Source organism: Streptomyces sp. W1SF4, from assembly GCF_003950035.1.
In the GTDB taxonomy this organism is placed as follows: domain Bacteria; phylum Actinomycetota; class Actinomycetes; order Streptomycetales; family Streptomycetaceae; genus Streptomyces; species Streptomyces racemochromogenes.
This window is the reverse complement of the sequence record NZ_CP034350.1, coordinates 1502861-1528670: the sequence shown is the minus strand read 5'-3', so window position 1 is coordinate 1528670 and position 25810 is coordinate 1502861. Positions and strand designations below refer to the sequence as shown.

The window sequence follows — 25810 nt, the reverse complement described above, 5'->3', positions numbered from 1 at the left end:
CGGACGGCAGGTGAAGGGTGCTGCCCGTACGACTGGGGAGTCGGACGGGCAGCACCCTTTTTCGCGTGCCCGGACGCACCCGTGCCCGGACGTCCACGTGCCCGGCTGTCCGCCTGTCCGCCTGTCCGGCAACGCGGAAGCCCCGGCCGTCATGACGGCCGGGGCTTCCGGTGCGGTGCGCGATACTGGGATTGAACCAGTGACCTCTTCCGTGTCAGGGAAGCGCTCTCCCGCTGAGCTAATCGCGCGGGGACCTTCTTCGCGTGATGCGAAGCCGCAGGTCGGGCGGTGTTGCGTGCGCGATACTGGGATTGAACCAGTGACCTCTTCCGTGTCAGGGAAGCGCTCTCCCGCTGAGCTAATCGCGCGGGTGGATCCGTGAGGAACCAAGTGGACGATACTGGGATTGAACCAGTGACCTCTTCCGTGTCAGGGAAGCGCTCTCCCGCTGAGCTAATCGTCCATGGAGGTGGAGACGGGATTTGAACCCGTGTAGACGGCTTTGCAGGCCGTTGCCTCGCCTCTCGGCCACTCCACCTCGGAGTGTGCAGGGGTTCTCGGGAAGATCCCCCACTCAGAGCGGACGACGAGACTCGAACTCGCGACATCCACCTTGGCAAGGTGGTGCTCTACCAACTGAGCTACGTCCGCAGTGTCACCGTGTTCGCTCCGGGTTTTTCCCCGGCGCTCCCTGGCGACGTGTTGAACTCTAGCGGATTCCCGGGCCAGCTCAAAAACGCGTTTCCGCAGCGTGCTGCCACCCGATCACCAAAGGTCACCCGTCGGTCACCTCACCGGCGCCATCCCGCCACCGGTCATAGACTCGCAGCCGTGCACGACCTGCCTCCCCTGGCCCGCTTCGGCGGCCTTCTCGCGACCGACCTCCGAGACGTCACCAGCGACCCCTCGGCCCTCGACTCCACCGGGTTCTGGGCGGTGACCGCAGACTTCGAAGGCCGGCTGGTCTGCGCGCGCTTCGGAGACATACGCCCCGACCCCGTGCCCGCGCCCGTGCCGGGGGCCTGGCGCGGCCCGGCCGCCGAACGCTGGTCCTCCTCGCTGGACCGCTCCGCGTACGTGGCCGGCGTCCGGCGGATCCGCGAGTACATCGCGGCCGGGGAGGTCTACCAGGCCAATCTCTGCCGCGTGATGTCCGCGCCCCTGCCGGACCCGGCCTCCGCCGACGTGGACGCCCTGACCTCGCTCCTCGCGCGCGGCAACCCCGCCCCCTACGCAGGAACGATTCGGCTCAGGGCCCACGGCGTCGAGATCGCCACCGCCTCCCCCGAGCTCTACCTCAGCCGCCACGGCCGCCAGGTCGAGTCCGGACCCATCAAGGGGACCGGGCGCACCGCCGCCGACCTGCTGCCCAAGGACCACGCCGAGAACGTGATGATCGTGGACCTCGTCCGCAACGACCTCGGACGCGTCTGCTCCACCGGCTCCGTCACCGTCCCCGAACTGTGCGCCCTGGAGGAGCACCCCGGCCTCGTCCACCTCGTCTCCACCGTCAGCGGCGAACTCGCCGAGGGCAGCGGCTGGCCCGAGCTGCTCGCCGCCACCTTCCCGCCCGGCTCGGTCACCGGCGCCCCCAAGTCCTCCGCCCTGCGGATCATCGAAGAGCTGGAGACCGCCCCCCGCGGCCCCTACTGTGGGGGCATCGGCTGGGTCGACGCCGACCGCGGCACCGCCGCGCTCGCCGTGGGCATCCGCACCTTCTGGATCGACCGCGAGGCACCCGGCGGCCCCCGCCTGAGCTTCGGCACGGGCGCCGGGATCACCTGGGGCTCCGACCCCGAACGGGAATGGGCCGAGACCGAGCTGAAGGCCGCCCGGCTGGTCGCACTGGCCTCCGGCGAGCCCCTGCCCGGCGTACACGAGACGACGCACGACCTGAGTGGAGGAACCGTACGGTGAGGATCTGGCTCGACGGCACGCTGCGCGACGCCGATGACGCGAAGGTGTCCGTACTGGACCACGGGCTGACCGTGGGCGACGGCGTCTTCGAAACGGTCAAGGCCCAGGACGGCACCCTCTTCGCCCTCACCCGCCACCTGGAGCGGCTGACCCGCTCCGCGCGCGGCCTGGGCCTGCCGGACCCCGACCTCGACGAGGTCCGCCGCGCCTGTGCCGCCGTACTGGAGGCCAACCCCGTCCCGCTCGGCCGGCTCCGGATCACCTACACCGGCGGGCTCTCCCCGCTGGGCTCCGACCGCGGCGACGCCGGACCCACCCTGGTCGTCGCCGTCGGCGAGACCACCCGCCGGCCCGACACCACCGCCGTGATCACCGTCCCCTGGGTCCGCAACGAGCGCTCCGCGCTGACCGGCCTGAAGACCACCTCGTACGCAGAGAACGTCGTCGCCCTCGACCGGGCCGCCCGGGCGGGAGCCTCCGAGGCCCTCTTCGCCAACACCGTCGGACAGCTCTGCGAGGGCACCGGCTCCAACGTCTTCGTCGTCCTCGACGGCGAGATCCACACCCCGCCTGTCGCCTCGGGCTGCCTCGCGGGCATCACCCGCGCACTGGCCGTCGCATGGACCGGGGCGAAGGAGACCGACCTCCCCTTCGACGTCCTGGAACGCGCCGAGGAGGTCTTCCTGACCTCCACCCTGCGCGACGTACAGGCCGTCCACCGCGTCGACGGGCGCCTCCTGACCGGCACCCCCGGCCCCGTCACGGCCAAGGCCATGCGCGTCTTCGACGAGCGCGCCGCCTCCGACATCGACCCCTGAGCCTCCCCCGGGGCGCCCCACGCCCCGTGGTCACGGCGGCGCCGGGCGGGTAGAACTCGACGATGACCACCACCCTGCGGCCGAGCGGGCCGCTTCAGCAGAGCGACTCCGGCGCGCGCTCGCGTCCGTACGAGGTCCGCGTCAACAGCAGGCGCGTCGGGGCGCTGCTGATCGCCGCCGACACGCCCTTCGGGCCGACGGTGGGGGAGATCCGGGACCTGGCCATCGACGAGCCGGACCGCCGTCGCGGCCGGGCCACCGTCGCGGCCCTCGCCGCCGAGGAGGTACTGCGCGGCTGGGGCTGCCGCCGGGTGAGCATCTGCGTCCCGGCCGGCTCCCCGGGCGGGCTCCGGCTCGCCGCCGCCCTCGGGTACACCGAGACCGGCCGCACCATGGCCAAGGAGCTCCCCGCCGTGCCTCCCGCGCTCTCCGAGGGGGTCCTGGGCCGGCCCATGACCGCGGACGAGTACGCGGCCTGGGACGCACGGGCCCGCACCGACTACGCGGCGAGCTGGGTCGCCCGGGGGATGCCGGAGGAGGCCGCCCGCGCCAAGGCGCGGGCCGACCACGACACGCAGCTCCCGCGGGGGCTCGCCACCCCCGGCGTCACCTTCGCCGTCCTGGAGGCGGCGGGCACCCCCGTCGGCCACCTGTGGGTGGCGGCGGCCGGGGAGGGCTCGTACGTCTACGACGTCGCCGTCGCCGAGGAGCACCGCGGGCACGGGTACGGCCGCGACCTGATGCTGCTCGCGGAACGCACGGCCATCGCCGCCGGCCACCGGGTGCTGGCGCTGCACGTGTTCACCGCCAACACCCCGGCCCTGCGCCTGTACGAGTCCCTCGGCTACCGGCCGACCGGCCTCAACTACGGCAAGGACCTCATCTAGCCTGGTGCCCGATGGGTGCCGAGGAGCGCGAGCGCAAGGTGTACCGGCCGCTGCGGCGGGCCGGCCTGGAAGTGATCCCGGACGCCGTGCCGGACGGTGTGGTGCCGTTCGTCGGCTCGTACGGGGCCGAGGACGTCGCCGGGTACTTCTCCCACCCGTACGACACCCCGCGGCTGGTGGAGCGGCTCAACGAGGACTGGTACGGGCTCGCCGTCTCCACGGGCCTCTTCGACCACCGCCGGGAGTTCCTCGTCATGCTCCCGCAGGGCACCCGGACGCACGCGGCCGCCCTGCGGAACATGCACGAGGGCCCCCGGGTGATGCCGCCCGCGCTCTGGACGCGGGTACGGCTCCTGGAGCGCTGGGACGTCATGGGCCGGGGTGCGGGGTCGGCGTTCCTCGGCGTGCGCGCGGGCCACCCGGGCTTCGGCATGATGGCGCTCGACGGCAGCGTGTACGTCATCTGCTCGACGGGGGAGAGGGGCGTCGACGTGGTCGCGGTGGCCCACCCGCACCGCTCGGCGGAGGTCCTGGGCCACCTGGAGTGGATCGCGGGCTGGGACAACCCGTACGGCAACCCCGAGTTCCGGCGGCGGATCGCGGCCTGGCTCGCGGGCCGGCCGTACCCGGCCACGGCGGAAGCGCGCCCGCCCGCCGTGACCCCGGGTGCCTCCTAGGCGCTCTCGCCCGCGAGCAGCCGGTCCGCGATCTCCTCGATGCGGGCGCGCAGGCCCTCCTGGCTCTTGCCGCCGTCCAGGCGCTCGCCGCCGATGACGTACGTCGGGGTGCCGCTCACGCCGATGGCCTTGCCCTCGGCCTGGTCGGCGTCGACGATCAGGATGTGCCGGCCGTCGATCAGAGCGGTGTCGAACTCCTCCACGTCCAGGCCCAGTTCACGCGCCACGTCGAGCAGCACGGCCTCGCCGCGCTCGCCCAGCTCGGCGGTGCGGGCGAGCACGGCCTCCGCGTACGGCCAGGCCTGGCCCTGTTCCGCGGCCTCCTCGGCCGCCTGCGCGGCGGCGAAGGCGTGCTTGTGCTTCTCCAGCGGGAAGTGCCGCAGCCGGACGTCCAGCCGGTCGCCGTAGCGGGCCCGCAGGGCGCGCACGTCGTCCAGGGCGCTGTGGCAGTCCGGGCACTGGAGTTCGCACCAGACTTCGAGGATCACGGAATCGGTCATGCGGACAGTCTCCCAGACCCCCTGAGGAGGAGATCCGACCCCGAGATCTCCCGGAGATCCGGGCGCGCGGGCCCGTGGGCATGGCCGCCGCGGTGGGGGCCGGTGCAGGATGGAAGGGACAGACCGCCCGTCGCCGACCGCCGGAGGACCGCATGCTCGCCGAGACCATCTGCTGCGCGGTGTCCGCGGCGGGCCTGGGCATCGCCGCAGTGACCGCGTACCGCAAGCGCTTCCTCGCCGCGACGCGGATCACGGCGTACTCCCTGGTGCCGGTGGGCCTGGTGCTGACCGGCATGGTGGAGTGGGTGTCCGGGATGGTCTTCGAGCCGACCGTCTGGATCGGCTTCGGCCTGCTGGGCCTGGCGTGGGTGCTGTTCATGACCACCCGGGCCGTGGAGCGCCGCGGCCCGGGCCGGGCCGGGAAGGCCCCGAAGGTGGCCGGGGCGGACCCGGGCCGGGAGGCCGTCGCCCCGGACGCCTCCGTTCCCTCCCTGGGCACGGGCGACCGCCGGAACGCGGGTTCCGCCCCGGCGGCGGCCCCGGAGGACGACTTCTCCGACATCGAGGCGATCCTCAAGAAGCACGGGATCTGATCCGCGCGACGGCCTACGCGAGGCCCACGGTGAACGCCGCGCGGTAGCCGGTGCCGTCCGGGGCGGGGGTCAGGGTCATCTTCCCGTCGGCGGCCCGGTAGCGGTCGTCGTTGCCGTTCGGGTCGCGGGGGGCCTTGCGGCGCGCGTACGGCTGCCGCCCGTAGACCTCCTTCAGGAAGGCGTCGGGCAGGAAGAACTGCGAGGTCGTCTCGGAGCGCTCGTCGGGCCGGACCTTGAAGTGGATGTGCGGCGCCAGCCCCGCGTACCAGCCCGGCACGATCGTCTCGAAGACGCAGCGGCCGGCGGCGTCGGTGACCTGGACCCCGCGCAGCCAGGTCTGCCTGCCCTCCGAGTACGCGCCCGACGCGTCGGCCTGCCAGATGTCGACGGCGGCGCCCGCCAGCGGCCGGCAGCCGTCCTTCACGCGCACCACCGTCAGCTCCAGCCGCAGCGGCACGCCCTCGCGGCCCTCGGTGACGTCCGCGCGGGTCCGGCCGCGGCCGGAGTAGTTCGGGCCGGCGCCGGAGGCCACGGCCAGGACGCAGCCCGGGGCGGCGCCCGACGGCGCCGGTGCGGCCCGGCCCGGTGCGGCCGGGCGGGCGCAGGATGCCGTCAGCGCGGCGAGCCCGGCGGATCCGGCGGTCAGCAGGAGGGCCCGCCGGCTGGTCGGGGTAATGCCCTTGTCGGTCATGCGGAGCCTCTCGCGCGTGCGCCCGGGCCGCCCGGCGCGGACGGCCGCCCACCGCGCCCACCGTCCCGCACCCCGGCGGCCGGGCCCGCGACCGACACACGGCCGACCGGGTCCTCGTAGCGCAAGCGCGGCCGGTGCGGGCGGGAATCCGCGCCGAACCACCTGATCCGGGGAGAGACGGCGAACTGCCGCGCCGGTCATGGCGTGTTGGGGGCGGGGCGGGGGTGCCCTGCGCGATCATCGCCCCGACATGCCCGACACATCGCAGGGTGAGCCGACGGCTCCCGTCTCCGAGGCCCCCATCGCCCGGGCCGCCGCCGCTCTGGCCCCCGAGGCCTCCCCGCCCGTCGCGGCCGAAGGGCGCGGGTGCCTCTACGCGCTCTCCCAGCCGCCCCTGATGATCTTCCTAGCGGTGGTCGGGACCCTGCTGCTGCTCGCCGCCCTGCACGACCTCTACCTGCTCTGAGCCCTCGGGCCGGACGTCCGCCTCCTTGCGGCGGGCCCGGTACGCGGCCACGTGCAGCCGGTTTCCGCAGGTCCGGCTGTCGCAGTAGCGGCGCGAGCGGTTCCGGGACAGGTCCACGAAGGCCCGCCGGCAGTCGGGGGCCTCGCAGCGGCGCAGCCGCTCCTGCTCCCCGGAGACCACGATGAAGGCCAGCGCCATGCCGCCGTCCGCCGCGAGGTGGTCGCCCACCGAGGCACCCGGCGCGAAGTAGTGCACGTGCCAGTCGTAGCCGTCGTGGTCGGTGAGCTGCGGGGTGGTGCCGGCCGTGGCGACCAGCTCGTTGATCAGTGCGGCGGCCGCACGGGAGTTCGGTGCCGCGAAGACCTGGGCGAACTTGCCCCGGACCGTCCGCACCCCGGCGAGGTCGCGGGCGCTCAGCTCGCCGACGTCGCTGATCGCGTGCTCCTCGACGAAGCCGCGCAGCGCCTTGAGGTCCGAGAGGGCGTCCGGCTGCCCCGGTTCGGCCGCGGTGTTCACCAGCGCGACGACGACGTCGAGCGCGCGACGGGTGTCGTGGGGGATCTGCACGGGGTCGCTCCCTGGGGGCCGGGCCTTGCGGCGGCGGGCCGCTGCCGCCCGCTGGGGGCCGACAATAGCGCTTACCGCGGGAAAGGTACCCGAGCACACCGGCGCCGCCCCCGCGGGTGGCTTCCGCGGAGACAGCGCCGGCACTGCCGTATGTGGTTGTCCGCCGCGCACCGTCGCCCCGAGTCGGACGGTGGCGGGCCGGGGGCCTGGCTCAGCTTTCGGCCAGGATGTGGGACAGCTCCTTGTCGAGGTCGAAGTGCCGGTGCTCGGTCCCGGGTGGGACCGCGGCGTCCGTCCGCTTGAGGAACGACTCGAGGGCTCGGGCGGGTGCTTCGAGCAGCGCTTCTCCCTCCGGTGAGCTCAGGGCGATGCAGACGACGCCCTGACCGTGGCTGCGGGACGGCCAGACGCGGACGTCGCCGGTACCGGTGGGCCGGTGGAGGCCCTCGGCGAGGAGGTCGCGGGCGAACACCCATTCGACCGTTTCCTCGGCGCCGGTGTGGAAGGTGGCGTGCACGGCGTAGGGATCGGCCGTGTCATACCGCAGGCCCGCGGGAACAGGCAGTGAAGACTCGCTCGACACAACGAGGCGCAGGTGCAGCTCGCAGCTGACCGTGGTGTTCATAAGCGCCAGGGCCTTTCGCTCAGTGTGCGCTCGGGGATTCGCACGTCGGCGAAATCGACATGCCACCTACGGTGCCGTTGTAAACCCCTCTGACCGTTTTGCGGACCTCTGGGTCCCTCGGACGGCGGATCCAAACCCGCATTCACGTGTGCTTCCGACTCCGGTAGATTCGGCGCCATGAATACGGGGAGTGACCGCGGAACCAACGAATCCGCCAACAGCGAGCCGACCGCCGAAGAGGCGCCGCAGCACGAGTCGAAGGCACCCGCCTTCATCAAGGCCAACCGCAGCCTGCACCTGAGCTGGCAGGTCGGCGTCTTCGTCGTCGGCCTCGCCGTCATCGGCGCCGGCGTCGCCATGCTCGTCCTGCCCGGCCCCGGCTGGGTCGCGATCTTCGCCGGCCTCGCGATCTGGGCCACCGAGTTCGCCTGGGCGTCCCTCGCCCTGCGCTGGACCAAGCGCAAGGTCACCGAGGCCGCGCAGAAGGCCCTCGACCCGAAGGTGCGGCGCCGCAACATCATCCTCACCAGCGTCGGCCTCGCCATAGCGGCCGTGCTGATCGGGTTCTACCTGTGGAAGTACGGCCTCACCCTGCCGTGGGACATCAAGGACCAGTGACCGGCCGGTCCCCCGCTCAGGGGTGGTCACGGAGCACCGCTGACATGCGGTAATGTTTGCGGTGCGTCCGGGCGATTAGCTCAGTGGGAGAGCACTTCGTTCACACCGAAGGGGTCACTGGTTCGAACCCAGTATCGCCCACCCGGAGCAGAGGCCCGGAGACTCGGAAGAGTCTCCGGGCCTCTGTCGTACGCCCTCCCCGCGCCGGCCCCGGGCCCTCGGCCCAGGAGTCCTCGGGGCAGCGGCCCTCCCCGTAGCGGCCCTCAGCGCAGCCGCCCGATCGCCGCCCGCAGCCGGCGCGCGTCCCGCAGCCGCTTCTCGTACGTCGCGCCCACCACCAGCAGCAGCAGGCCCGCCAGCGCCGGCGGCAGCCAGCGCGGCAGCACGCCCACCACCTGCACCACGTACGGGGCCAGCTCGTGCAGCGTCACCGCCGCCAGCACCGCACCGCCCAGCAGCAGCGGCGCCCGGAGCCGGCGGTGCGCCCCCGCCAGGGTGACGGCCAGCGCCGCCGTCCCCAGCAGCAGCGGCCGCTGCCAGTACGCGTCGCCCCAGGCGGCCACCAGGCTCGGCAGCAGCGCCGCCCCCAGCCCTGGGCCGTACGCGGACCAGGACGAGGCCCCCGGATCCCGGCGGCGGCGCAGCAGCCCCACCACGAGCGCCGGCACCGCCACCGGCAGCGCGTACGCCTCCGGCACCGCCACCCCCCACGCCGCCAGCCGCACCCAGGCCGCCGCCGTGAACAGCACCCCGGCCGCCCAGCCCAGCGCGCGCCGCTCCGGCCGCAACGCCGCCCCCGCGCACACCGCCCCCGCCAGCCCGAGCACCAGCGCCAGCACCGGCGCGTCACCCGCCGCCAGAGCCACCGCCACCGCCAGGGCCCCCGCTCCGGCCGCCGCCGCCTCCGCGGCCACCCGCACCGGACCCAGCCGGGGCGCCGACCCCGCCACCAGCGCCGGGACCACCAGCACCGCCACCGCCCGCCAGGACCAGGGCAGCCCCGCCACCGCGCCCAGCGCCACCACCAGCGCCACCGCGTACCCGACGGCGGCCACCGCGCAGCCCGCCCGCAATGCCGCCGCCGCGGCCCTGTGGGCGGCTCCCAGCGCGCAGCAGGCGCCCAGCAGCCCGAACACCGCGAAGGTGGCCGCCCGGCCGTCCAGCGCCGCCAGGGACACGCTGAGGGCCCCCACGGCCGCGCACCCCCCGGCTGCGAATGCCACCTCCCGCGCCGGAGCCCGCACCGCCGCCACCCCGGCCGCCAGCACCACCCCGAGCTGCGCCGCGAACACCGCCCAAACCGGAACGCCCGGGCGCACCGGGGCCGCGAACAGCGCCGCCCCGCCGCACACCACCGCCGCCGCCCCCGCCACCGGCCGCGGCAGCGCACCGGCCGGCAGCGCGCCGCCCGCCGGGCCGCCGCCCGCCAGCCACAGCGCGCCCGCCGCGAGCAGCAGCGCCGCCGCCGGCCCGGCACCCGGCCCGGCCTGCTGCGGGGCCGTCGCCGCCCACACCTCGCGCAGCACCGCGGCCCGGGCCACGAGCGCCACCGCCACCGCCGTCAGCCCCGCGAGCGCCCCGACGGCGGCCACCGCCACCCCCGCCCGCAGCAGCCCGCGCCGCACCGCCCCCGGGACGGCACCCGCGCCCGAGCCCGCCCGCACCGCAGCCGCCGACAGCGCGAGCGCCGCCGCCACCCGCGCCGCCACCGCCCACCACGCGGAGCCCGCCCCGGCCGGGACCAGCGCCCCGGCCGCCGACACCGCCGCCAGGCCCCCGGCCAGGGCGGCCGCCGAAGCCCGCGGCTCGCGCCAGGCCACCGCCACGCCCAGCAGGCCCCCCGCCGCCAGCAGCAGCGCCGGCCCGGCCGCGCCCGGCTCCGCGAGGGACCACGCCAGCCCCACCGCCAGCGCCGCCCCGCCCAGCACCCCCGAGCACACCCACGCGGGCACCCGTACCGCCCGGCGCGCCACCGCCACCGCCAGGGCCGCGTCCAGCGCCGCCGTCGCGAGCAGCGCCGCGCCGGCCCCCAGCGGGCCGGCCCCCGCAGCGGCCGCCGCCAGCGGCAACGGCAGCTGCGCGGCCCCCACCGCGGCGAGCACCGGCAGCCGCAGCCGGCCCAGGGCCGCCCCGTACCCGGCCCAGCCCGCCGCCAGCACCGCCGACGCCCCCGCCGCGTACGCCACCCCGTCGGCACCGGACAGCCCGGCCGCGCGCACCGCGTACGCGTCCAGCACCGTCAGCAGCAGCCCCACCCCCGCGACCGCCTCGGCCGTCGACCGCAGCCCGCGCCGCAGCAGCGCGGCGGGCGCCGCCAGTCCCGCGGCCGTCAGCACCGCCAGCACCGCCGAGCGCCCGCCGACCCCCAGGGAGCCCCAGCTGACCAGGGTGAACGCCAGCGCGGCCACCGCCAGCAGGACCGCGCCCAGCGTCAGCAGCACGTTCTGGGCGCTCGGCTTCGCTGCCGGGGCCACGGGCACGGGCGGCCCGAACGGCGCGGCCGGCCCGAACCGCCCCGACGGCACCGGCTGCGCCGCCAGGAGCCGCAGCAGCCAGTCCCGGCGGGCCAGCAAGTAGCCGCGCCGGGCCTCCAGTCGCGCCAGCTCGCCGTCGATGAGCGCCAGCTCGTGAGCCGGCGGAAGGGGGGAGTCCATAGCCGGAGTGTGGCGCCCGTCACGCCATCAGGACATGGGCGTGCGTACTCAGATGAACGGTGAGTACCTACTCGGGAGACCGCCCCCGTCGAAGGGCCCCGGCGGGCCAGACTGGAACCATGCCGCGCTGGACGCACTACCGGTTCCGCAGCGTGTGGGACCTCGACGCCCCGCCCGCGCTCGTCTACTCCCTGCTCGCCGACGCCGCCCGCTACCCGCACTGGTGGCCCCAGGTCCGCCGGGCCGAGCGGATCGACGGGCGCACCGGGACCGTGCTGATCCGCTCGGTCCTCCCGTACGGGATCCGCGTCACCGTCACCGACCTGCTCCGCGACCCGGCGCGCGGGGTCCTCGAAGCGGCCCTGAGCGGTGACATCGAGGGCTGGGCGCGCTGGACCGTACGCCCCCGGGGCGCGGCCGGCGCCGGCCGCACGCGGGCGGTCTACGAGCAGGAGGTCGAGGTGCGGGCCGCCCTGCTGCGGAGGTTCGCGCTCGTCGGCCGGCCGCTGTTCCGGCTCAACCACGCGCTGATGATGCGGGCCGGGCGGCGCGGCCTGCGGGCCCTGCTGGCCGCCCCGCCCGAAGCGGTTTGATCCGGCCCCGAGGCTCTTGTATTGTTCAGTGCGTTCCCGGGCGATTAGCTCAGCGGGAGAGCACTTCGTTCACACCGAAGGGGTCACTGGTTCGATCCCAGTATCGCCCACCGGGACAGGCCGGTCCGTCTGATGACGGACCGGCCTTCCGCATTTTCCGGCACCGCTCCCCGGGTCCGGACCCGGCCGGTCAGGCGGCCTGCGGCAGCTCCGGGCGCAGCGGCCAGTGCGGATCGACCGCCTCCGGAGTGCCCTGCCGGGCGAACCACGCCTGGAGCCCCCGCGCCTGGGCCGCGTGCCACACCGCCTGGAGCGTGTGCAGCTCCGCCGGGGTCAGCCGCTCCAGCCGCGCCGCGAACCGGCGGCCGACCGCCCGTACGACCTCCAGCGCCGCCTGCGCGTCCGCCGAGGCGTCGTGCGCCCCCTCCAGCTCTATCCCGTAGTGCGCGCACAGGTCCGTCAGCGTGCGGCGGCCCTTGCGGTAGCGGTCCAGGTGCTTGTCCAGCACCCGCGGATCCAGCACCGTCAGCGGCCTGTTGTCCAGGTACCGCGCCAGCGACGACGCCCGGTGCCGGCGCAACTCCCGGTCCAGCAGCGTCAGGTCGAACGGCGCGTTCATCACCACCACCGGCCGCCCCGCCATCTGCTGCTCGCCCAGCGCCCGGGCTATCTCCTCCACCACCGGCGCCGGCCACCGGCCGTTGCGCTGGAGGTGCTCGTCGGTCAGACCGTGCACTTCCGTGGCGCCCGGCGGCACCGGGACGCCGGGATTGACCAGCCACCGCGTGGAGCGGACCCGGCCGCCCGCACACTCCTGCACGACGAGCGCGGCGGACACGATCCGGTCCTGCTCGACGTCCACCCCGGTGGTCTCCGTGTCGAAAGCGGCCAGCGGCCCCTCGTACCAGCGTGTCATGGCGAACTCCCTGTCCCCGGTCGGCGGATGGGCCGCACCGGGCACCTCCGCCCCATGACGCGCCGACCCCCGCCGAGTCCCTGATACCCGTGCCGTTTGCCCCGTACGCCGTTTGGCGGCAGCCGGGTGCGGAGACAACTCCCTCGGGGGGTCGCACGCATGACCGGTCGTCACCCCGCCACTCCCGTTCACCGTTCACGGCAGGGCCCGGAAGGCATGGGGAGCCGGCCATGGCGCTCACACAGCCCGAACCGGGCGGGGTGCTGCACGGACAGGGCGATCCGCCGACCGGACCGCTGCGCGGCACACTCGCCACCACCGCCTGCATGGAGACCCTCCAGGTGGGCTACCTGCACGCCGTAGCGGCCGCGGCCGGCTGCTCGCTCTCCCAGCCCTTCCCCGACAACGGCGTCGACTGGCACGTCAGCCACGGCGCACCCGAGCACGTCGTCGACGACGAGGTGACCATCAAGGTGCAGCTGAAGGCGACCTACCAGACACCGCCCCGCCCCGCCGGGGCCAGCTTCGGCTTCACCCTGGACAACGAGCACCTGGTGAAGCTGGCGCGGACACCCGTCGCCGTCCACAAGATCCTCGTGGTGATGCTCGTACCGCGTCAGCGGGACCAGTGGCTGAGCGCCGGCCACGACCGGCTCGACCTGCGGCACTGCTGCTACTGGACCAACCTCGCCGGTCACCCCGTGACCGGCCGGCGCCGCACCACCGTACGGATCCCCACCGAGCGGATCTTCGACGACCGGGCGCTGTGCGAGATCATGACCCGGGTCGGGTCGGGAGGGACACCCTGATGGACCGGTACCCCGCGCACCTCGAACCGCTGCCCCGCCCCGGACCCGCCCCCGGCACACCCGATCCCGGGCAGGTCGACCCGCAGGTCCTCGGCGCGCTGCTGCACCGGCACGGCTGGCTGCGCCGGGGCGGGGCGGCGGGCCGCTACGGGCGCTGGACCCCGCCCGACCGGACCGGGACCAGCCTGCTCGTCCCCGAGAACCGGGGCTTCCCCGACTGCGCCGACCTGGTGGAGGAGGCGCTCACCGCGCTGTCCCGCAGCGGGGTGCCGTCCGCGCGGGAGGTGCTCCTCGGGCTGAGCGTGCCCAGCGACGAGGTCCGCTGGGAGCGGGAGGTGCCGCAGGGGCCGTACGGCTTCCAGGGCGAGGCCGCCTGGCCCGCGCAGGAACGGCTGCGCTCGGCCGCCCGACGGCTGCTGCTGGCCGGTGCCCTCGCCGACCGCGCCCGCGCCGGGTACTACGGCGCCCGCCACCGCGCACAGGCCGAGCGGTTCCTGGACGGCGTCCTGGTGGGGCCCGCCCCGGGCGGCCGCCGGCTTGCCGCGTACGTACCCGTGGCCGGGGGGCGCGGGGTGGTGACGCGGCTGCACCACGCGCTGCACGCGGCGCGGGAGGCGGTGGACTACCGGAGGGCGACCGGCGGCATGGAGGCCTTCGACGCCGCGGTGGCGGCGGGCGTCAGCCGGGAGCTCGCCGAGGCGCTGGTCTCCCTGGTCCGGGGCTCCGAAGGCGCCCGGATCACGCTGGCCTGGGCACCGGCCGCCGGGGTTCCGGCCGGGTGCGCGGCCCGGCCCGAGCCGGTGGAGTTCTCGCCGGGCGACCTGCCGGTGCTGCGCGAGGCCGCCGCCCGCTACACCCGGGCCGAGCCGGCCGTCGCCGTGCGGCTCGCGGGGGCCGTGGTCCGGATGCGGCGCTCGGCGTCGGGCGGCGGGGGCACGGTCCGGCTGCGGGTGCTGTCGGGCGCGGACGTCCCGTACGTACGGGCCGCGCTCGACGAGGAGGGCTACCGGATCGCCGTTCACGCCCACCTGGCCGGCATGCCGGTCCGGGTCAGCGGCCGGCTTTCGCGCCGGGGCGGCTTCCGCCGGCTCGCGGGGGCCACGGACGTGACGCCGGTCCCGCTCGACGAGATGGAGCGGGAGCGGCTGATGAAGTCCCTGGAAGCGGCCTACGACGCCGAGGACGTGCTGCCGTCGGACGACTAGGGCGCCACCGGGGCGGCGGTGTCGGGGCTCTTGGGGGGCTTGCCGCCCTCCAGGGTGGTCGCGGGGTCGCCGCGTTCGACCGTGACCGGGACGCCGCCGGTGATCTGCTCCAGCCGGGCCTTCAGGTCCTTCGACGCGGCGCCCGCCTCGGTGCTCGTCACCACGACCCCGGACGCGTCCCGGGCCGCCGAGAAGGTGTACAGCGGGAAGGCCGGCCGGCCCTGGTCGGCCGTGAGCCGGCCGACGGCGGCCCTGAGTTCGCGGTGCGTGTAGCGGCTCAGGTAGAGGTCGGCGCGGCCCGGGTCCACGGACGGGTCGGCCTTGCGGGCGGCCTCCAGGAGCAGACGGCCCCGGGCGAGGTCGGTCACGCACACCGCGACCCGGCCGGCGGGCCGGTCGGTGGTGTGCGTGCCGTACACGTCCGCGAAGGCCCCGTAGCCCTGGGCGCCGACGGCCTGCGACAGGCTCAGGGCCTCCGGGGTGTTCGCGGGGGTCCCGTCGATGGTGGTGGGCGGCGCGCCCGGCTCGGAGCGGCCGGCCCCCGGGCAGGGCGGCGCCCCGCCCGCGGACGGCGCTGCCGAGGGCGGTACGGACACCGGCGCGGGCGGCGCCGGCGGCTCGGCCCCGGCGCCGGAACCACCGGCGGCCCCGCAGCCGGTGAGCAGCGCGGCGGCGATACAGGTCAGCGTGACTGCGGTACGGCGCATGGTTCCTCGTTCCCCCTGGGTCCCCTGTGCTTCGGGCGCCCCTGGGACGTACCCGCCCTCCGACCGGTTCCCCCGCGCGGCGGCTACCTGGTCCCGGCCAGCGTGAAGGAGGCCATCCGCAGGTCCGGGACGGGGGAGAAGTCCGCGCCCCGGGTGAAGCCGAGGCGCTCGTACAGGGCGACCGCCGGGGCGTTGGCCGCGCCCGTGGTGACCTCGACGCGGCGGCCCGGGAAGAGCTCCGCCAGGGCGTGGCGCACCAGCAGCGAGGCGACGCCCCGGCGGAACCAGGCCGGGTCCACGCACAGCCGGTCGACCGACACCCCGTCCCCCGTCTCCTCCCAGGCCAGGAACCCCGCGACGGCGCCCGCGTCCGTCACCGCGCCCAGCCAGCGCAGCGGCCGCCTCCGCATCTCCTCCAGGCCCTCGGCGAGCGCCGGGATGCCGTCGAAGCCGATCAGCTCCGCCTCGACCGCGTACGCGGCCCGGCCGATCCGGTGCACGGCGGCGGCCGTCGCGTCGTCGGCGAGGTCCAGCGGGCGGGGCTGCGGCATCGCGGCCGCTCCTTTCGGGGGTCGGGCGGGAACGGCCACGCTACCCGCGCCGCGGCGGCGGGCCGCGGGAATTTCCCGGCCCGCCGCGGGGCGGGGGCCGGGCCGGTGCCCGCCGGCGGGCCCCGCGGCCGGGCTCGGGTGCGCCGCCGGTAACCGTTTCGCGGCGCGGCCACTCGGCTCGGTACGATTCAGGCGCGCAGCGTTCGCTCGCGTGCCCCCTGAGTCAGGAGAGACCGGTGTCAGACGTCCGTGTGATCATCCAACGCGATTCCGAGCGGGACGAGCGCGTGGTGGCCACGGGCACTACGGCGGCGGAGCTCTTCGCCGGCGAGCGCACCATCGTCGCCGCGCGCATCGCCGGTGAGCTGAAGGACCTCTCGTACGAGGTGAAGGACGGCGAGACCGTCGAGCCGGTGGAGATCTCCTCCGAGGACGGCCTCAACATCCTGCGCCACTCGACCGCGCACGTCATGGCGCAGGCCGTGCAGGAGCTGTTCCCCGAGGCCAAGCTGGGCATCGGCCCGCCGGTCCGCGACGGCTTCTACTACGACTTCGACGTCGCCAAGCCCTTCACCCCCGATGACCTGAAGACCATCGAGAAGAAGATGCAGGAGATCCAGAAGCGCGGGCAGAAGTTCGCCCGCCGCGTGGTCTCCGACGAGGCGGCCCGCGAGGAGCTCGCGGACGAGCCGTACAAGCTGGAACTCATCGGCATCAAGGGCTCCGCGTCGAGCGACGACGGCGCCGACGTCGAGGTGGGCGGCGGCGAGCTGACCATCTACGACAACCTGGACGCCAAGACCGGCGAGCTGTGCTGGAAGGACCTCTGCCGCGGTCCCCACCTGCCCACCACCCGCAACATCCCGGCGTTCAAGCTGATGCGCAACGCGGCCGCCTACTGGCGCGGCAGCGAGAAGAACCCGATGCTCCAGCGCATCTACGGCACCGCCTGGCCCTCGAAGGAGGAGCTGAAGGCGCACCTCGACTTCCTCGCCGAGGCCGAGAAGCGCGACCACCGCAAGCTCGGCAACGAGCTCGACCTCTTCTCCATCCCGGACGAGATCGGCTCCGGCCTCGCCGTCTTCCACCCGCGCGGCGGCATCATCCGCCGGGTGATGGAGGACTACTCGCGCCGTCGGCACGAGGAGGAGGGCTACGAGTTCGTCTACTCCCCGCACGCCACCAAGGGCGCCCTCTTCGAGAAGAGCGGCCACCTGGACTGGTACGCGGAGGGCATGTACCCCCCCATGCAGCTCGACGGTGGTACCGACTACTACCTCAAGCCCATGAACTGCCCGATGCACAACCTGATCTTCGACGCGCGCGGCCGCTCCTACCGTGAGCTCCCGCTGCGCCTGTTCGAGTTCGGCACCGTGTACCGGTACGAGAAGTCGGGCGTGGTCCACGGCCTGACCCGGGCCCGCGGCTTCACCCAGGACGACGCGCACATCTACTGCACCCGTGAGCAGATGGCCGAGGAGCTCGACCGCACGCTCACCTTCGTGCTGAACCTGCTGCGCGACTACGGTCTGACCGACTTCTACCTCGAGCTGTCCACCAAGGACCCGGAGAAGTTCGTCGGCTCGGACGAGGTCTGGGAGGAGGCCACCGCGGTCCTCCAGCAGGTCGCCGAGAAGCAGGGCCTCCCGCTGACCCCCGACCCGGGCGGCGCGGCCTTCTACGGCCCGAAGATCTCCGTGCAGGCGCGCGACGCCATCGGCCGCACCTGGCAGATGTCGACCGTCCAGCTGGACTTCAACCTGCCGGAGCGCTTCGACCTGGAGTACACCGGCCCGGACGGCTCCCGCCAGCGCCCCGTCATGATCCACCGTGCGCTGTTCGGCTCCATCGAGCGGTTCTTCGCCGTGCTGCTGGAGCACTACGCGGGCGCCATGCCGCCGTGGCTGGCCCCGGTCCAGGCGGTCGGCATCCCGATCGGCGACGGGCACGTGGACTACCTGCGGGAGTTCGCCGCCGAGGCGAAGAAGCAGGGCCTGCGGGTCGAGGTGGACGCGTCCTCCGACCGGATGCAGAAGAAGATCCGCAACCACCAGAAGCTCAAGGTCCCCTTCATGATCATCGTCGGTGACGAGGACATGGCCGCGGGCACAGTCTCCTTCCGCTACCGCGACGGTTCGCAGGAGAACGGCATCCCGAAGGACGAGGCGCTGGCGAAGCTGGCCAAGGTCGTCGCCGACCGCGTCCAGGTCTGATCCAGGCCGCACCCACGAGCGGGGCCCCCGGAAAGCGATCACTTTCCGGGGGCCCCGCTCGTTCCTCCGGACGAGGTCATATGCTGCATGGCATGACGATTGAGCCGGAGCGGCAGAACGGTGTGGGCACGCACGACGGGTTCCAGCGACTGTGGACCCCCCATCGGATGGCCTACATCCAGGGCGAGAACAAGCCGACCGGCCCGGAAGCCGGGGACGGCTGCCCCTTCTGCGGGATCCCGGAGATGTCCGACCAGGACGGCCTGATCGTGGCGCGGGGCAAGCACGTCTTCGCGGTGCTGAACCTCTACCCCTACAACGGCGGCCACCTGATGGTCGTCCCGTACCGGCACGTCGCCGACTACACGGAGCTCGACGGCCCCGAGACGGCGGAGCTGGCGGACCTGACCAAGCGGGCCATGGTCGCGCTGCGGAAGGCCTCGGGCGCGCACGGCTTCAACATCGGACTCAACCAGGGCAGCGCCGCCGGCGCCGGCATCGCCGCGCACCTGCACCAGCACATCGTGCCCCGCTGGGGCGGCGACACGAACTTCATGCCGGTCGTCGGTCACACCAAGGTCCTGCCGCAACTGCTCGCGGACACCCGCCAGATGCTCGCCGACGCCTGGCCGAACGACTGACCGGCCCGGGCCCCGCGTCAGCCCGCGGGGCCCGGCCGCCTACGCGTCGTAGACGTCCGCCTTGCGCGGGGCGGGCTCCTGGATGAGGCCGTTCATGATCGAGGACCGGTTGGTGAAGGCCGCGGTGTCCACGCCGTTCTCCTCCAGCACCTTGAACGTGGCCGCGTGCACCGACCGCAGCACGGGGGCCACGGTGCGCAGCGCGTCGTCCGCCATGAAGCGGTGGCGCCACATGGACCCCGCCCAGACGTGCCGCAGCCCGAAGGGCTCGGGCAGGACCAGCTTGCCGCCGAAGTACTCCAGCAGCGGCGGGTACCAGGTCAGCGGGGCGCGCGCGGCGAGGCGCACCACCTCCATGGTGTCCACCAGCGGCAGCGGGCGCTCCACCGTCTCCCAGAAGCGGATGGACTTGGGGACCTCGATCACCGGCGCCTTGGACTTGGTGGTGAACAGGCCGTGCACCGGGCCGAGGGCGTGGGCGGTGACGTCCACGCGCAGGGTCTTGTAGAGGACCGTGACGGTGACCAGCATCGTGATGACGAGCTGGCCGTCCCAGAGCGGGTACTGGATGCCGAGGTAGTGCCGGTTGCCGGCGCTGAACTGCTGCTCGTTGCAGATCCGGGTGATCTCGTGCGGCTTGACCAGGAAGGTGTCGACGCTGTCGCCGCTGGGGCGGGCCACCTCGGCGGCGCCCTCGCCGACGGGGGTGACGATCCAGTGCTGGAGGGAGGCGGGCGGGAAGCCGCCGGTGTGCAGGGGGCCGCGCTCCAGCTTGCGCAGCTGCGCGTCGATCGCGCGTATGACGTCCCAGCTGCGGAACGGGTGGATCTCGTGCCCGTCCCTCTTGGGGTTCAGCTCCTCGGCCATCTGCCAGCTGCCCCAGCGGGTGCCCATGCCGAGGATGCCCTTGGGGCCGGCGTAGAAGACGGAGTTGCTGCGGTTCTCGGCGGTCAGCTTGGCCAGCTGGTGGCGCAGGTCCTCGCGGGCCTTCTCGTCGGGGTTGACGGGGACCGCCTCGGGGATCTTGGCGGCGACGGGGGCGCCGCCGCCGAGCAGGCCGTCCCAGCGGGAGCGCAGGTCGGCGGCGGTGTTCTCGCAGATCCGGCGGGCCAGGTACCAGCCGAGGACGGGGGCGACGAGCGCGCCGAGCAGGTACAGCTCCAGCAGGCCGCTGCCCGGCTGGCGGTAGACGACCCGGTAGAGCAGCACGGCGCCGACGAGGACGACGCCGACGAGCAGGGCGGTGCCGATCCAGGTGCTCTTCCTGCCCCCGCCCTTGGACAGGGTCTTGCGCAGCTGGAAGAGGCCGAGCCAGAGCAGCAGTCCGGGCAGGAACACCACTCCGGCGACCAGCATGATCAGGCGCAGCTTGCGGTCGCGTTCCTTGCGGATGCGGGAGGCGGCCAGGCAGTGCTCGACGACCGTCTGCGGGTCGGCGCCGAAGGACTGGATGAGCGGCTTGCGGCCGGCGCCGAGGGTGCGGGCCTCGACGGCGCGGCAGAACGCCTCGCCGAGGCTGGGTTCGAGGAGGGAGATCTTCGGGGCCTTGACCGAGGCCGGGTGGTTCTCGCTGTTCGCCGTGAGAAGGGTCTCCAGCTTGGTGTCCCTGCCGCCGTCGCGGTACGCGGCGGAGGCGAGGGCGTTGGTCGCCGCGGTCTGGCCGCCGCCCCCCTGGAGAGGAATCTGTGCTCCGGGCCTGAAGTCGAAACCGTCGTCCGCCACCGCTGCCCCCATCGCCGTGCCACTGTGCTCTTTGCCCGTGGTGCCGTCGTGCTAGTCGTGCCGCCGTCGCCGGCGGCGTGTCGCGCCCGGTCGTTTCCCGCCCGTGTCGCGCTCCGTTGTGGTCCGTTGTGCTCTCCGTCGCGGCGAAGAGCCTATATGCGTACCCGTCCCCATGCTCATGGGACAGGGAAATACCGCCCACCGCAAGCCGGTTGGGTGGGCGGTAACCGGGGTGCTATGTCAACTGGCTTCCCTTCTCGGTCTGTTCGCGCATCTTGTCCGCGAGGTGCGGCGGCATGGGCTCGTGCCGGGCGTACGTGCGGCTGAAGCGGCCCGTGCCGTGGGAGACGGAGCGCAGGTCCACGGCGTAGCGGCCGATCTCGATCTCGGGGATCTCGGCGCGCACCCGGGACCGGCCGGGACCGGCCTGTTCGGTGCCGACGACGCGGCCGCGGCGGCCCGCGAGGTCGCTCATGACCGGCCCGACGTACTCGTCGGGGACCTCGACGTCGAGTTCGGCGACGGGCTCCAGCAGGTGGATCGGGGTGTCGGCGGCGGCCTCGCGCAGGGCGAGGGCGCCGGCCGTCTGGAAGGCGGCGTCGGAGGAGTCCACCGAGTGCGCCTTGCCGTCGCGCAGGGTGACGCGTACGTCGACCAGCGGATAGCCGGCCGCGATGCCCCGGGCGGCCTGGGCCCGTACGCCCTTCTCGACGGACGGGATGAACTGGCGCGGGACGGCGCCGCCGACGACCTTGTCGACGAACTCGATGCCGCTGCCGGGCGGGAGGGGTTCGACCTCGATCTCGCAGATGGCGTACTGGCCGTGGCCGCCGGACTGCTTGACGTGCCGTCCGCGTCCGGCGGCCTTGGCGCCGAAGGTCTCGCGGAGGCTGACCTTGTGGGGAACGGGGTCGACATGGACGCCGTAGCGGGTTTTGAGCCGCTCGAGGACGAGGTCCTGGTGGGCCTCGCCGAGGCACCACAGGACGAGTTGGTGGGTGTGCGGGTTCTGTTCCAGGCGCAGGGTGGGGTCCTCGGCGACGAGGCGGGCCAGGCCCTGGGAGAGCTTGTCCTCGTCGGCCTTGCTGTGGGCCTCGACGGCGAGGGGGAGCAGCGGCTCGGGCATAGGCCAGGGCTCCATGAGGAGCGGGGCGTCCTTGGCGGAGAGGGTGTCGCCGGTCTCGGCCCGGGTGAGCTTGGCCACGCAGGCGAGGTCGCCGGCGATGCAGGAGGCGAGGGTGCGCTGCTGTTTGCCGAAGGGGGAGGTGAGGGTGCCGATCCGTTCGTCGACGTCGTGGTCCTCGTGCCCCCGGTCCTCGAGGCCGTGTCCGGACACGTGGACGGTCTCCTCGGGCCGCAGGGTGCCGGAGAAGACGCGGACGAGGGAGACGCGCCCGACGTAGGGGTCGGAGGAGGTCTTGACGACCTCGGCGAGGAGCGGCCCGGCCGGGTCGCAGGTGACGGCGGGGCGGGGGGAGCCGTCGGGGGCGGTGACGGCGACGGGGGCGCGTTCGGCGGGGGTGGGGAAGCCGCCGGTGATCAGTTCGAGGAGTTCCACGGTGCCCAGGCCCTGGCGGGCGCCGTCGGCGGCGGGGGCGGCCATCAGGACGGGGTGGAAGGTGCCCCGGGCGACGGCCCGCTCCAGGTCGTCGATCAGCGTCTTGACGTCGATGTCCTCACCGCCGAGGTAGCGGTCCATGAGGGTCTCGTCCTCGCTCTCGGCGATGATCCCCTCGATGAGGCGGGAGCGGGCGTCGTCGATGAGGGCGAGCTCGGCCGGGTCCGGGTCGCGTTCGGCGCGCTCGCCGGAGGCGTAGTCGTACACGCGGCGGGAGAGCAGGCCCAGCAGGCCGTTGACGGGGGCGTGGCCGTCGGGTCCGGCCGGTCCGTGCAGCGGGAGGTAGAGCGGGATGACGGCGTCCGGGTCGTCGGCGCCGAAGATCTCTCCGCAGACGGCGGTCATCTGGGAGTAATCGGCGCGGGCTGCCTCCAAATGGGTGACGACGATGGCGCGCGGCATGCCGACCGCCTCGCATTCGTCCCAGACCATCCGGGTGGCTCCGTCGATCCCGTCGGAGGCGGAGACGACGAAGAGGGCCGCGTCCGCGGCGCGCAGACCGGCCCTGAGTTCCCCGACGAAGTCGGCGTATCCGGGGGTGTCCAGGATGTTGATCTTGATTCCGGCCCATTCGACGGGGACCAGGGACAGCTGGACGGAGCGCTGGCGGCGGTGCTCGATCTCGTCGTAGTCCGAGACCGTGCCCCCGTCCTCGACCCGTCCGGCCCGGTTCACGGCCCCCGCGGTGAGGGCCAGGGCTTCGACCAGCGTGGTCTTCCCGGCCCCGCTGTGGCCGACCAGCACGACGTTCCGTACGGAATCGGGGCGGTCGGCCGTCAGTGCCCTGCCGGCGGCTCCGGCTTGGTGTGATGTGGCTCCCATGCTTCTCGTGCCTCCTGGTGTCGCGGTGAGGAGGGTGATCGGGGTCCTTCGAGCTTTGCACTGCCGTCACACTGCGTCCATACGTGGTACCGGCCACGGTCGGCTGCGCGACGGGAGGGTGACGGGGGCCGTGGCGGGCGGGGAGCGGGACCGAACCGGAGCGAACCGGTGGGTGCGGGGCACTGCGGGCGCGGGGCCCTGGCTACGATGGGCCAGCCGGAGGCCGTGGTGGCCCCTCGGCCCAGCGACCCTCTGGGAAGGCCATGCTGAACAAGTACGCGCGTGCTTTCTTCACGCGTGTTCTCACGCCGTTCGCCGCGTTTCTCCTGCGCCGGGGGGTGAGCCCGGACGCCGTCACCCTCATCGGCACCGCCGGAGTGGTGGCCGGAGCGCTGGTCTTCTTCCCCCGGGGCGAGCTCTTCTGGGGAACGATCACCATCACCCTCTTCGTCTTCTCCGACCTGGTGGACGGCAACATGGCCCGCCAGGCCGGCAGCTCCAGCCGGTGGGGCGCGTTCCTCGACTCCACGCTCGACCGGGTGGCCGACGCGGCGATCTTCGGCGGCCTCGCGCTCTGGTACGCGGGCCTGGGCGACGACAACGTGCTCTGCGCGGTGGCGATCTTCTGCCTGGCCAGCGGGCAGGTGGTCTCGTACACGAAGGCCCGCGGCGAGGCGATCGGGCTGCCGGTCGCCGTCAACGGGCTCGTCGAGCGCGCCGAGCGCCTGGTGATCTCCCTGGTCGCGGCGGGCCTGTCCGGGCTGCAGACCTTCGGGGCGCCCTCGTGGCTCGGGGTGCTGCTGCCGGTCGCGCTCTGGGTCGTGGCGGCGGGCTCGCTGGTCACGCTGGTCCAGCGGGTGGTCACCGTCCGCCGTGAGGCGGCCGAGGCCGACGCGGCCGCCGCCCGCGCCGAAGGCGGTGCCCTCTGATGGGGAAGGCGCAGGACAAGCTGGTCGACGGGCTGTACGGGCTCGGCTGGGCGGGCGTGAAGAAGCTGCCCGAGCCGGCGGCGGTGGCCCTCGGCCGCAAGATCGCGGACGTGGCCTGGAAGCGGCGCGGCAAGAGCGTGCTGCGGCTGGAGTCCAACCTGGCCCGCGTGGTGCCCGACGCGACCCCCGAGCGGCTGCGCGAGCTGTCGCACGCGGGCATGCGTTCGTACATGCGCTACTGGATGGAGTCCTTCCGGCTGCCGGCCATGGACCCCGCGCGCTTCGGCGAGGACGTCCAGCTGAAGGACGACCACCTCCTGCGCGAGGCCCTCGCCTCCGGCCGCGGGGTCATCGCCGCCCTGCCGCACCTGGCCAACTGGGACCTCGCCGGCGCGTGGGTCACCGGCCACCTCGGCCTGCCCTTCACCACCGTCGCCGAGCGGCTCAAGCCCGAGTCCCTCTACGACCGCTTCGTCGCCTACCGCGAGAGCCTGGGCATGGAGGTCCTGCCGCACAACGGCGGCGCCTCCTTCGGCACCCTCGCCCGCCGGCTGCGCTCCGGCGGGCTGGTCTGCCTGGTCGCCGACCGGGACCTGTCGGCCTCCGGGGTCGAGGTGGACTTCTTCGGCTCCCGGGCCCGGATGCCCGCGGGTCCCGCACTGCTGGCGCAGCAGACCGGCGCGGTGCTGCTGCCGGCCACCCTGTACTACGGCGACACCCCGAAGATGTACGGCCGCTTCCACCCCGCGGTGGAGGTGCCCGAGCAGGGCACGCGGGCCGAGAAGACCGCCGCCATGACCCAGGCGGTGGCGGACGCCTTCGCGTCGGGCATCGCGGAGCACCCGCAGGACTGGCACATGCTGCAACGGCTGTGGCTCGACGACCTGGAGGAGCGGCCGTAGTGAAGATCGGCATCGTGTGCCCGTACTCGTGGGACGTGCCCGGGGGCGTCCAGTTCCACATCCGCGACCTGGCCGAGCACCTGATCCGCCAGGGCCACGAGGTGTCGGTGCTGGCCCCGGCGGACGACGAGACCCCGCTGCCCCCGTACGTGGTCTCGGCGGGACGGGCGGTGCCGGTGCCCTACAACGGGTCCGTCGCCCGGCTGAACTTCGGCTTCCTCTCCGCCGCCCGGGTACGCCGCTGGCTGCACGAGGGCGTCTTCGACGTCATCCACATCCACGAGCCGGCCTCGCCCTCGCTGGGCCTGCTGTCCTGCTGGGCGGCCCAGGGGCCGATCGTGGCGACGTTCCACACCTCCAACCCCCGCTCGCGCGCGATGATCGCCGCGTACCCGATCCTCCAGCCGGCGCTGGAGAAGATCAGCGCCCGGATCGCGGTGAGCGAGTACGCCCGCCGCACCCTCGTCGAACACCTGGGCGGGGACGCGGTGGTCATCCCGAACGGCGTCGACGTCGACTTCTTCGCCAAGGCGGACCCCAACCCCGAATGGTCCGGGCAGACCCTGGGCTTCATCGGCCGCATCGACGAACCCCGCAAGGGCCTCCCGGTCCTGATGGCCGCCTTCCCCGCCATCGCCGAGGCCTGCCCCGACGTACGCCTGCTCGTGGCCGGCCGCGGCGACGAGGAGGAGGCGGTGGCCTCCCTCCCGCAACACCTGCGCTCCCGGGTGGAGTTCCTCGGCATGGTCTCCGACGAGGACAAGGCCCGCCTGCTGCGCAGCGTGGACGTCTACGTGGCCCCCAACACGGGCGGCGAGAGCTTCGGCATCATCCTCGTCGAGGCCCTCTCGGCGGGCGCGGCCGTCCTGGCCTCGGACCTCGACGCCTTCGCCCAGGTACTGGACCAGGGCGCGGCGGGCGAACTGTTCGCCAACGAGGACGCGGCCTCCCTGGCCGCGGCGGCGACCGCCCTCCTGCGCGACCCGGCCCGCCGCGCGGAACTGAGCGCCCGCGGCTCGGCGCACGTGCGCCGCTTCGACTGGTCGACGGTCGGCGCGGACATCCTGGCGGTCTACGAAACGGTCACCGCGGGCGCGGCGGCCGTCGCCACCGACGAACGCGTCCCCCTCCGCACCCGCCTGGGCTTCACGCGGGACACGTAGGGGCCC

General features: G+C 74.1%; 25 protein-coding genes and 7 tRNA genes. 17 read left to right on the top strand and 15 right to left on the bottom strand.

The features are described 5' to 3' along the window. Nucleotides 1–176: 176 nt before the first annotated feature. The 5 genes from D1J60_RS07245 to D1J60_RS07225 all read right to left on the bottom strand — a co-directional run bounded on the left by D1J60_RS07245 (nucleotide 177) and on the right by D1J60_RS07225 (nucleotide 651). A tRNA-Val gene (locus D1J60_RS07245) sits at nucleotides 177–248 on the bottom strand. Between the two features lie 48 nt (nucleotides 249–296). Continuing rightward, nucleotides 297–368, bottom strand: a tRNA-Val gene (locus tag D1J60_RS07240). A 23-nt stretch (nucleotides 369–391) separates the two neighbouring features. Then, nucleotides 392–463, bottom strand: a tRNA-Val gene (locus D1J60_RS07235). Between the two features lies 1 nt (nucleotide 464). Next, nucleotides 465–538 (bottom strand) — tRNA-Cys (locus D1J60_RS07230). Between the two features lie 40 nt (nucleotides 539–578). After that, nucleotides 579–651: transfer RNA gene (locus D1J60_RS07225), tRNA-Gly, on the bottom strand. Between the two features lie 180 nt (nucleotides 652–831). Here D1J60_RS07225 and D1J60_RS07220 point away from each other — a divergent pair. From D1J60_RS07220 to D1J60_RS07205, 4 genes are all read left to right on the top strand, one after another. Further along, entirely contained in the window at nucleotides 832–1917 is a 1086-nt protein-coding gene (locus D1J60_RS07220; RefSeq protein WP_164720856.1) for a chorismate-binding protein, read from the top strand. Next, nucleotides 1914–2735 carry an aminodeoxychorismate lyase gene (locus D1J60_RS07215; RefSeq protein WP_125597164.1) on the top strand — a complete coding sequence of 274 codons (822 nt, stop codon included), beginning with the start codon at nucleotides 1914–1916 and terminating at the stop codon, nucleotides 2733–2735. The genes D1J60_RS07220 and D1J60_RS07215 overlap by 4 nt, the downstream gene beginning before the upstream one ends. 62 nt (nucleotides 2736–2797) lie before the next feature. Continuing rightward, nucleotides 2798–3622, top strand: coding sequence for a GNAT family N-acetyltransferase (locus D1J60_RS07210; protein WP_125820551.1), 825 nt, complete (start codon nucleotides 2798–2800; stop codon nucleotides 3620–3622). 11 nt (nucleotides 3623–3633) lie between these two features. Next, a complete protein-coding gene (locus D1J60_RS07205) occupies nucleotides 3634–4299 on the top strand; it encodes a hypothetical protein (RefSeq protein ID WP_125820550.1) in 666 nt (221 codons plus the stop codon). Here the strand turns inward: D1J60_RS07205 and D1J60_RS07200 are convergent. Continuing rightward, a complete protein-coding gene (locus D1J60_RS07200; protein WP_125820549.1) occupies nucleotides 4296–4799 on the bottom strand; it encodes a DsbA family protein in 504 nt (167 codons plus the stop codon). The genes D1J60_RS07205 and D1J60_RS07200 overlap by 4 nt on opposite strands. A gap of 152 nt (nucleotides 4800–4951) precedes the next feature. Here D1J60_RS07200 and D1J60_RS07195 point away from each other — a divergent pair, with 152 nt between their 5' ends. Continuing rightward, nucleotides 4952–5392, top strand: a complete 441-nt coding sequence (locus D1J60_RS07195; RefSeq protein WP_125820548.1) for a hypothetical protein — start codon at nucleotides 4952–4954, stop codon at nucleotides 5390–5392. Between the two features lie 13 nt (nucleotides 5393–5405). On the opposite strand, the gene D1J60_RS07190 is transcribed toward D1J60_RS07195, so the two are convergent. Continuing rightward, nucleotides 5406–6083, bottom strand: coding sequence for an intradiol ring-cleavage dioxygenase (locus D1J60_RS07190; protein ID WP_241253174.1), 678 nt, complete (start codon nucleotides 6081–6083; stop codon nucleotides 5406–5408). A gap of 250 nt (nucleotides 6084–6333) precedes the next feature. Here D1J60_RS07190 and D1J60_RS07185 point away from each other — a divergent pair, with 250 nt between their 5' ends. After that, nucleotides 6334–6549: a hypothetical protein gene (locus D1J60_RS07185; protein WP_125820546.1), complete on the top strand. Its 216-nt coding sequence runs from the start codon at nucleotides 6334–6336 to the stop codon at nucleotides 6547–6549. Here the strand turns inward: D1J60_RS07185 and D1J60_RS07180 are convergent. Then, nucleotides 6490–7116 carry a CGNR zinc finger domain-containing protein gene (locus D1J60_RS07180; protein ID WP_125597141.1) on the bottom strand — a complete coding sequence of 209 codons (627 nt, stop codon included), beginning with the start codon at nucleotides 7114–7116 and terminating at the stop codon, nucleotides 6490–6492. The genes D1J60_RS07185 and D1J60_RS07180 overlap by 60 nt on opposite strands. 211 nt (nucleotides 7117–7327) lie before the next feature. Continuing rightward, nucleotides 7328–7741, bottom strand: a complete 414-nt coding sequence (locus D1J60_RS07175) for an SsgA family sporulation/cell division regulator (RefSeq protein ID WP_030011909.1) — start codon at nucleotides 7739–7741, stop codon at nucleotides 7328–7330. Nucleotides 7742–7918: 177 nt separating this feature from the next. Between D1J60_RS07175 and D1J60_RS07170 the strand changes: the two genes are divergently transcribed. Both D1J60_RS07170 and D1J60_RS07165 read left to right on the top strand, forming a co-directional pair. Beyond that, nucleotides 7919–8359 (top strand): TIGR02611 family protein, encoded by a 441-nt coding sequence (locus D1J60_RS07170; protein ID WP_125820545.1) that lies wholly within the window; start codon nucleotides 7919–7921, stop codon nucleotides 8357–8359. A 69-nt stretch (nucleotides 8360–8428) separates the two neighbouring features. Further along, nucleotides 8429–8500 (top strand) — tRNA-Val (locus D1J60_RS07165). 122 nt (nucleotides 8501–8622) lie between these two features. On the opposite strand, the gene D1J60_RS07160 is transcribed toward D1J60_RS07165, so the two are convergent. Next, entirely contained in the window at nucleotides 8623–11013 is a 2391-nt protein-coding gene (locus D1J60_RS07160; protein WP_125820544.1) for a hypothetical protein, read from the bottom strand. Between the two features lie 119 nt (nucleotides 11014–11132). Here D1J60_RS07160 and D1J60_RS07155 point away from each other — a divergent pair, with 119 nt between their 5' ends. After that, nucleotides 11133–11606, top strand: a complete 474-nt coding sequence (locus tag D1J60_RS07155) for an SRPBCC family protein (RefSeq protein ID WP_125820543.1) — start codon at nucleotides 11133–11135, stop codon at nucleotides 11604–11606. A gap of 38 nt (nucleotides 11607–11644) precedes the next feature. Beyond that, a tRNA-Val gene (locus D1J60_RS07150) sits at nucleotides 11645–11716 on the top strand. Between the two features lie 80 nt (nucleotides 11717–11796). Here the strand turns inward: D1J60_RS07150 and D1J60_RS07145 are convergent. Then, the gene (locus tag D1J60_RS07145; protein WP_125820542.1) at nucleotides 11797–12522 is read right to left on the bottom strand and encodes a 3'-5' exonuclease; all 726 of its coding nucleotides are present in this window, start codon (nucleotides 12520–12522) and stop codon (nucleotides 11797–11799) included. Nucleotides 12523–12752: 230 nt separating this feature from the next. Here D1J60_RS07145 and D1J60_RS07140 point away from each other — a divergent pair, with 230 nt between their 5' ends. Then, complete coding sequence (locus D1J60_RS07140; RefSeq protein WP_125605234.1) at nucleotides 12753–13331, top strand: DUF4365 domain-containing protein; 579 nt, start codon at nucleotides 12753–12755, stop codon at nucleotides 13329–13331. Beyond that, entirely contained in the window at nucleotides 13331–14536 is a 1206-nt protein-coding gene (locus D1J60_RS07135; RefSeq protein WP_241253173.1) for a hypothetical protein, read from the top strand. Before D1J60_RS07140 ends, D1J60_RS07135 begins: the two co-directional genes overlap by 1 nt. Here the strand turns inward: D1J60_RS07135 and D1J60_RS07130 are convergent. Both D1J60_RS07130 and D1J60_RS07125 read right to left on the bottom strand, forming a co-directional pair. Then, the gene (locus D1J60_RS07130; RefSeq protein WP_125820541.1) at nucleotides 14533–15243 is read right to left on the bottom strand and encodes a hypothetical protein; all 711 of its coding nucleotides are present in this window, start codon (nucleotides 15241–15243) and stop codon (nucleotides 14533–14535) included. The genes D1J60_RS07135 and D1J60_RS07130 overlap by 4 nt on opposite strands. 83 nt (nucleotides 15244–15326) lie before the next feature. After that, nucleotides 15327–15794: a GNAT family N-acetyltransferase gene (locus tag D1J60_RS07125; RefSeq protein ID WP_125820540.1), complete on the bottom strand. Its 468-nt coding sequence runs from the start codon at nucleotides 15792–15794 to the stop codon at nucleotides 15327–15329. A 236-nt stretch (nucleotides 15795–16030) separates the two neighbouring features. Here D1J60_RS07125 and thrS point away from each other — a divergent pair, with 236 nt between their 5' ends. Then, nucleotides 16031–18007, top strand: a complete 1977-nt coding sequence (gene thrS / locus D1J60_RS07120) for a threonine--tRNA ligase (protein ID WP_125603368.1) — start codon at nucleotides 16031–16033, stop codon at nucleotides 18005–18007. An 80-nt stretch (nucleotides 18008–18087) separates the two neighbouring features. Continuing rightward, complete coding sequence (locus D1J60_RS07115) at nucleotides 18088–18648, top strand: HIT domain-containing protein (protein WP_125603369.1); 561 nt, start codon at nucleotides 18088–18090, stop codon at nucleotides 18646–18648. 39 nt (nucleotides 18649–18687) lie between these two features. Here D1J60_RS07115 and D1J60_RS07110 read toward each other — a convergent pair whose 3' ends face one another. Both D1J60_RS07110 and D1J60_RS07105 read right to left on the bottom strand, forming a co-directional pair. After that, the gene (locus D1J60_RS07110) at nucleotides 18688–20370 is read right to left on the bottom strand and encodes a hypothetical protein (RefSeq protein ID WP_125820539.1); all 1683 of its coding nucleotides are present in this window, start codon (nucleotides 20368–20370) and stop codon (nucleotides 18688–18690) included. 235 nt (nucleotides 20371–20605) lie between these two features. Next, the gene (locus tag D1J60_RS07105; protein WP_125820538.1) at nucleotides 20606–22810 is read right to left on the bottom strand and encodes an elongation factor G-like protein EF-G2; all 2205 of its coding nucleotides are present in this window, start codon (nucleotides 22808–22810) and stop codon (nucleotides 20606–20608) included. A 263-nt stretch (nucleotides 22811–23073) separates the two neighbouring features. Here D1J60_RS07105 and pgsA point away from each other — a divergent pair, with 263 nt between their 5' ends. Genes pgsA through D1J60_RS07090 form a run of 3 tightly spaced genes read left to right on the top strand, consistent with a single transcriptional unit; the run spans nucleotide 23074 to nucleotide 25804 of the window. Then, a complete protein-coding gene (gene pgsA / locus D1J60_RS07100) occupies nucleotides 23074–23739 on the top strand; it encodes a phosphatidylinositol phosphate synthase (RefSeq protein WP_125594174.1) in 666 nt (221 codons plus the stop codon). Next, nucleotides 23739–24641, top strand: coding sequence for a phosphatidylinositol mannoside acyltransferase (locus D1J60_RS07095; protein WP_125820537.1), 903 nt, complete (start codon nucleotides 23739–23741; stop codon nucleotides 24639–24641). The genes pgsA and D1J60_RS07095 overlap by 1 nt, the downstream gene beginning before the upstream one ends. Beyond that, nucleotides 24641–25804, top strand: a complete 1164-nt coding sequence (locus D1J60_RS07090) for a glycosyltransferase family 4 protein (protein ID WP_125820536.1) — start codon at nucleotides 24641–24643, stop codon at nucleotides 25802–25804. Before D1J60_RS07095 ends, D1J60_RS07090 begins: the two co-directional genes overlap by 1 nt. The last annotated feature ends 6 nt before the right edge of the window (nucleotides 25805–25810 follow it).